This window comes from Aurantimonas marianensis, from assembly GCF_024195285.1.
Lineage (GTDB): Bacteria > Pseudomonadota > Alphaproteobacteria > Rhizobiales > Rhizobiaceae > Aurantimonas > Aurantimonas marianensis.
In genome coordinates this window covers 1-5,462 of the sequence record NZ_JALHBS010000092.1, presented here as the reverse complement: position 1 = coordinate 5,462, position 5,462 = coordinate 1, and the positions used below count along the sequence as shown (strand labels likewise).

General features: G+C 67.6%; 4 protein-coding genes and 1 pseudogene. 4 read left to right on the top strand and 1 reads right to left on the bottom strand.

The window, feature by feature from the left end; all coding sequences use genetic code 11:
* The 4 genes from MJ956_RS14940 to MJ956_RS14925 form a co-directional block, all read left to right on the top strand.
* On the top strand, positions 1 to 1,105 hold a 1,105-nt coding region (locus MJ956_RS14940), incomplete at its 5' end, for a sarcosine oxidase subunit beta family protein (RefSeq protein WP_253965237.1).
* A gap of 17 nt (positions 1,106 to 1,122) precedes the next feature.
* Complete coding sequence (locus MJ956_RS14935; RefSeq protein ID WP_253965236.1) at positions 1,123 to 1,413, top strand: sarcosine oxidase subunit delta; 291 nt, start codon at positions 1,123 to 1,125, stop codon at positions 1,411 to 1,413.
* The gene (locus tag MJ956_RS14930; RefSeq protein WP_253965235.1) at positions 1,410 to 4,391 is read left to right on the top strand and encodes a sarcosine oxidase subunit alpha family protein; all 2,982 of its coding nucleotides are present in this window, start codon (positions 1,410 to 1,412) and stop codon (positions 4,389 to 4,391) included. The genes MJ956_RS14935 and MJ956_RS14930 overlap by 4 nt, the downstream gene beginning before the upstream one ends.
* A gap of 112 nt (positions 4,392 to 4,503) precedes the next feature.
* Positions 4,504 to 5,040, top strand: a complete 537-nt coding sequence (locus MJ956_RS14925; protein WP_423724892.1) for a sarcosine oxidase subunit gamma — start codon at positions 4,504 to 4,506, stop codon at positions 5,038 to 5,040.
* Between the two features lie 114 nt (positions 5,041 to 5,154).
* On the opposite strand, the pseudogene MJ956_RS14920 reads toward MJ956_RS14925, so the two are convergent.
* Positions 5,155 to 5,462, bottom strand: a pseudogene (locus MJ956_RS14920) (methyl-accepting chemotaxis protein); the annotation flags it as partial.

Sequence of the window (5,462 nt, the reverse complement as noted above, 5' to 3'; positions counted from 1 at the left end):
CCTCGCCAAGGAGCACGGCATCACCGACATCGCGGTGATCGAAAAGGGCTGGCTCGGCGGCGGCAATACCGGCCGCAACACCACGATCATCCGCTCCAATTATCTCTACGACGAGTCCGCCGCCATCTACGACCATGCGGTCAAGCTGTGGGAGGGGCTGAGCCAGGACCTCAACTACAACGTCATGTTTTCCCCGCGCGGCGTCCTGATGCTGTCGCACAACGTCCACGACGTGCAGGTCGCCAAGCGTCATATTCATTCCAACCGCCTCAACGGCATCGACAACGAGTGGCTGACGCCGGAAGAGTGCAAGGCGTATTGTCCGCCACTGAACATCTCCAAGGACACCCGCTATCCGGTGGTCGGTGGGGCGCTGCAGCGGCGCGGCGGCACGGCGCGCCACGACGCGGTCGCCTGGGGCTATGCGCGCGCGGCCTCGGCGAGGGGCGTCCACGTCATCCAGAACACCGCCGTCACCGGCATAAGGCGCGGCGCCGACGGGTCGGTGGCCGGCGTCGAGACAACGCGCGGCTTCATCGGCGCGAAGAAGATCGGGGTCGTCGCGGCCGGCAACACCTCGGTGGTCATGGACATGGCCGGCGTCAGGATGCCGATCGAGAGCTTCCCGCTGCAGGCGCTGGTGTCGGAACCGGTCAAGCCGTGCTTTCCCTGCGTGGTGATGTCCAACACCGTCCACGCCTATGTCTCCCAGTCGGACAAGGGCGAACTCGTCATCGGCGCCGGCACCGACCAGTATCCGTCCTATTCGCAGACCGGCAGCCTGCACATCCTCAACCATACGGTCGACGCGATCTCGGAGATGTTTCCGATGTTCCGCCGCATGCGGATGTTGCGCTCCTGGGGGGGCATCGTCGATGTGACGCCCGATCGCTCGCCGATCCTGTCGAAGACGCCGGTAAAAGGGCTCTACGTCAATTGCGGATGGGGTACCGGCGGCTTCAAGTCGACGCCCGGCTCCGGCCACGTCTTTGCCCACACCATTGCTCGTGACGAGCCGCACAGGATCAACGCCGCCTTCAGCCTCGATCGCTTCGAGACCGGCCGTTTCATCGACGAGGCGGCGGCAGCCGCCGTCGCGCACTGACCGCGGGGGTCGTCTCCATGCTCTTGATCCACTGCCCCTATTGCCAGGAAGATCGGCCCGAGCTTGAGTTCCGCCATGCCGGCGAGGCGCATGTCGCGCGGCCGTCCGCCGAGGGAGATCCGGGTCCGGCCGTCGCCGAAGCGCTGTATTTGCGCACCAACAACCGCGGCGTGGTGTTCGAGCGCTGGCGCCATGTCCATGGCTGCGGACGTTTCTTTAATGCGGCGCGCCATTCGGTGTCGGACAAATTCCTGGCGTTCTACGAAACCGGCGCGCCGAAACCGGATGTCGGGGAGGGCGGGCGATGAGCCGCTTCCGCCTCGCCGAGCACGGTCGCCTCAAAGGCGCCCGCCGCATCCAGTTCCGCTTCGATGGCGAGCGTTATGTGGGGTTGGAAGGCGAAACGCTCGCCTCGGCGCTGCTGGCCAACGGCGTGCATCTCACCGGTCGCTCGTTCAAATATCATCGGCCGCGCGGCATCCTGGGTTCCGGTCCGGAAGAGCCGAACGCGCTGGTCGAGATCCGCCGCGACCACGCCCGCCGCCAGCCCAATATCCGCGCGACGATGCAGCCGCTCTATGACGGGCTCGACGCTGTCAGCCAAAACCGCTGGCCCTCGCTCGGCTTCGACATCGGCGGCGCCAACGGGATGTTCTCGCGCTTCCTGACGGCCGGCTTCTACTACAAGACCTTCATGTGGCCGAAGGCTTTCTGGCACCGGGTCTATGAGCCCTATATCCGGGCCGCGGCCGGCCTCGGGCGCGCGCCCGAAAAGCCTGACCCCGAGCACTACGCTAATCGTTTCGCGCATGTGGATGTGCTCGTCGCGGGGGGTGGATCGGCAGGCCTTGCCGCTGCGCTGGCGGCCGGCGAGGCGGGCGCGAGCGTGCTCCTGTGCGACGAGGGCACGGCCTTTGGCGGCTGGTTGAAGGCCGAGAGCGACGTGACCATCGAGGGTATCCCGGCGATGGACTGGGTCGACGGCATCGTCGCTCGGCTCGCCGGCATGGCCAATGTCCGCTTGATGCCGCGCACGACGGCCTTCGGCTACTACAACCACAACATGCTGGCGCTGGCCGAGCAGGTGACCGACCATTTGTCCGAGCCCGACCCGGCGCTGCCGCGCGAGCGGCTGTGGCAGGTGCGGGCGAAGACGGTGGTGCTGGCGACGGGCTCGATCGAGCGGCCGCTGGTGTTTCCCGACAACGACCGGCCGGGCATCATGCTCGCGGGAGCGGCGCGACTTTATCTCAACCATTTCGGCGTCGCGCCGGGCCGCCGCGTCGCGGTCTTCACCGCCCATGACGCGGCCTATGCCGCGGCGATCGATCTGAAGCGGGCCGGCGTCGCCGTGCCGGTTATCGTCGATTTGCGGGCCGAACCGCCCGCCGACATTGCCGCCGAAGCACGGGCGCTCGGGATCGAGGTTCTCGCCGGCTACGAGGGCGAGTCCGTGCGCGGCACCCGGCGCATTACCGGCTTTACGGTCGAGGAACTGCGCTCGGGCCAGGACAATCGCCGCTTCGAATGCGACGCGCTGCTGATGTCCGGCGGCTATACGCCGTCGGTGCATCTCTTCTCCCAGTCGCGCGGCAAGCTTGCCTTCGATCCCGCGCTCCAGGCCTATGTCCCGTCGGAGCCGGCCGAGGCTTGCGTCAGTGTCGGCGCGGCGGCGGGCGATTTCGATCTGGCGAGGACGATCGGTTCGGCCCGCAGCGCTGGCCGCGTCGCGGCGACCGGCAAGGCCGGCAAAGCCGCAGCGGTCGCGGTCGAGGGGGCCGCGCCCTTCGGCGGCGGTATGGCGGGGGCGACGCCCGCCGCCGGCGCGGGAAAATTCGTCAAGGCCTTCATCGACTTCCAGAACGACGTGACGGCCAAGGACATCCGCTTCGCCGTCGCCGAGGGCTTCCGCTCGGTCGAGCATATCAAGCGCTTCACCACCACCGGCATGGCGACGGACCAGGGCAAGACCTCGAACATCCCTGGCATCGGCGTTGCGGCCGTGGCGCTGAGCCGGCCGATGCCCGACGTGGGACTGACCACATTTCGCGCGCCGTTCACACCGGTCACCTTCGGCACCATCGCCGGTTTCGCCAAAGGGCCGCTGTTCGACCCGACCCGGAAGACGCCGATCCACGACAGCGCCGAGACCGAAGGGGCGGTGTTCGAGGATGTCAGCCTGTGGAAGCGGGCCTGGTATTTCCCGAAAGGTGCCGACATGCACGCCGCCGTCGGCCGCGAATGCCGGACGGTGCGCGAGGCGGCCGGCCTTTTCGATGCATCGACCTTGGGCAAGATCGAGGTAGTCGGGCCGGACGCGGCGAAATTCCTCGACGTGATCTATGCGACGCCGCTGGCGAGCCTTGCCGCCGGCAAGTGCCGCTATGCGATCATGCTGAACGAGGCCGGCTTCATCATCGACGACGGCATCGTCGCCAGGATCGGCGACGACCGTTATCACGTGACCACGACAACCGGTGGCGCGCCGCGCGTGCTCGAGCTGATGGAGGATTACCGGCAGACCGAGTTCCCCGATCTCGCCGTCTGGACCACTTCGGTCACCGAGCAATGGGCGGTGATCGCCGTGCAGGGGCCGAAGGCACGCGAGATCGTCGCGCCCTTCGTCGAGGGGCTGGACATCGCAGCGGACGCGTTCAAACACATGTCGGTGGCCGAATGCACCTTCATGGGCGTTGCCTGCCGGTTGTTCCGCGTCTCCTTTACCGGCGAGGCCGGCTACGAGATCAACGTGCCGGCCGATTACGGCCGCACTGTCTGGGACCGGCTGCGCGAACATGGCCGCGGCCTTGGCGCCGAGCCTTACGGCACTGAGGCTATGCACGTACTCAGGGCCGAAAAGGGCTATATCATCGTCGGCCAGGAAACCGACGGCACGGTGACGCCGGCCGATGCCGGCCTTGCCTGGGCGGTATCGAAAAAGAAGACGGACTTCGTCGGCAAGCGCGGGCTGGAGCGGTCCGATCTCGTGGCCCCCGGCCGCAAGCAACTCGTCGGCCTCAAGACCGCGAATCCGCTGACCGTTCTTGAGGAAGGCGCGCAGATCGTCGCCGATCCGAACGAGGCGGTGCCGATGACCATGCTCGGTCACGTCACCTCGGCCTATCACTCCGACGCGATGGGGCGCTCGATCGCGCTGGCGCTGGTCAAGGACGGCCGCAACCTGATCGGCCGCACGCTGTATGTTCCGGTGCCGAAAGAAACGATCGCCGTCGAGGTAACGGATACGGTGTTCTTCGATCCGGAAGGGGAGCGGCTGCATGGCTGAGCGCAAGACGGCATCGAAGAAGCCGACCAGGGCAGCGGTCAAGAAGGCCTCGACGCCCGCCGACGCAGCGGGCGTGGCAAGGGAACTGATCACCTTGCCGAGCCTGCCGCGCATGGCGCCGCTGGACGGCCGCTATGCCACCGGACCGGGCGTGGTGCTGACGCCGCTGGGCCCCCGCCAACGCATTAGCCTGCGCGCGGGCGCGCAATCGCTGAAGGCGGTGGAGGCCAAGCTCGGTCTGGCGCTGCCGACGCGGCCGAAAACCAGCGCCTCCGAGGGCGGCATGTCCGCGCTCTGGATCGGCCCCGATGAATGGCTGGTGCTCGCCGACGATGCTTCGGCGGCCGCTGAACCGCTGCCGACAAGGCTTGCAGGCGTCGCCGGTATCTCGGTTGTCGACGTGTCGCACCGCAACGTCGCGATCGCGGTCGAGGGACCGACCGCCGAGGCGGTGATCGCGGCCGGCTGCCCGCAGGACATTCGGCTTGGCGGTTTCCCGGTCGGGGCGGCGAGCCGGACGATCCTCTCGAAGGCCGAGATCGTGCTGTGGCGGACCGGTGAGCAGCGCTTCGAGATCGAATGCTGGCGAAGCTTCGCCGACTATGTCTGGACGTTCCTGGCCGAGGCGGCACGCTCGCCAGCGGTCTGATCCGGGCAGCACACGGCGGGTTCAGGATATAAAAACGCCGCGCGTCACGAAGAACACGCGGCGTTGTCATTGATGGTCAAGCGTTCGGCTTGGCGTGGCCCGTCTTAGCCTGGATCAGAACTCTTCCCAGCTATCGGCATTGGTCTGTTCGGCCGGGGCGGCGCCGCCGCGGCCGGTGGTCTTCATCTGCGCCACGCCGCGCGAGGGGGCGGCGGGACGGCTGGTTTTGGTCTGGCTGGCGGCATGGCCACCCGACCGCGAGGCCTGGCCCCGCCCGGTGCCGGCCGAGCCGGCGGTCTTGAACTGCGCCATCGCGCTGGCCAGTTCCTCGGTTTCGTTGGTCAGGGTCTGGCTGGCCGCCGTCGCCTGTTCCACCATCGCCGCGTTCTGCTGCGTCACCTTGTCCATCTGGTCGGCCGCGC